Source organism: Psychrobacter sp. GW64-MNA-CIBAN-0177 (assembly GCF_040309585.1).
Lineage (GTDB): Bacteria > Pseudomonadota > Gammaproteobacteria > Pseudomonadales > Moraxellaceae > Psychrobacter > Psychrobacter okhotskensis.
On the sequence record NZ_JBEOOY010000367.1, the window covers coordinates 1 to 260 of the forward strand.

1 protein-coding gene is annotated in these 260 nt (G+C 40.4%); it reads left to right on the forward strand.

What is annotated here, in order from left to right; genetic code table 11:
* The first annotated feature begins 9 nt into the window (after positions 1-9).
* Complete coding sequence (locus AAEY79_RS15475; protein ID WP_352289422.1) at positions 10-171, forward strand: DUF885 family protein; 162 nt, start codon at positions 10-12, stop codon at positions 169-171.
* Positions 172-260 lie beyond the last annotated feature (89 nt).

The window sequence follows — 260 nt, forward strand, 5'->3', positions numbered from 1 at the left end:
TCGTACAAATTGGGTGAGTTTAAAATTAAAGAGCTTAGAGATTACGCCCACCAGCAGTTAGGCGAGCAATTTGATATTAAAGCCTTTCATACGCAAATATTAATAGATGGCGCATTGCCTATGCCTATCTTAGAGCAAAAAATTAAACGTTGGGTTAAATCTCAGCAGTAACATAATCGCGCAAAGTCATTATTTGAACAGGGATTGGCTTTGCGCGCTTTGCTGCAATACGTTAGAATGCGCGCTCTTAAAAGGCGCGA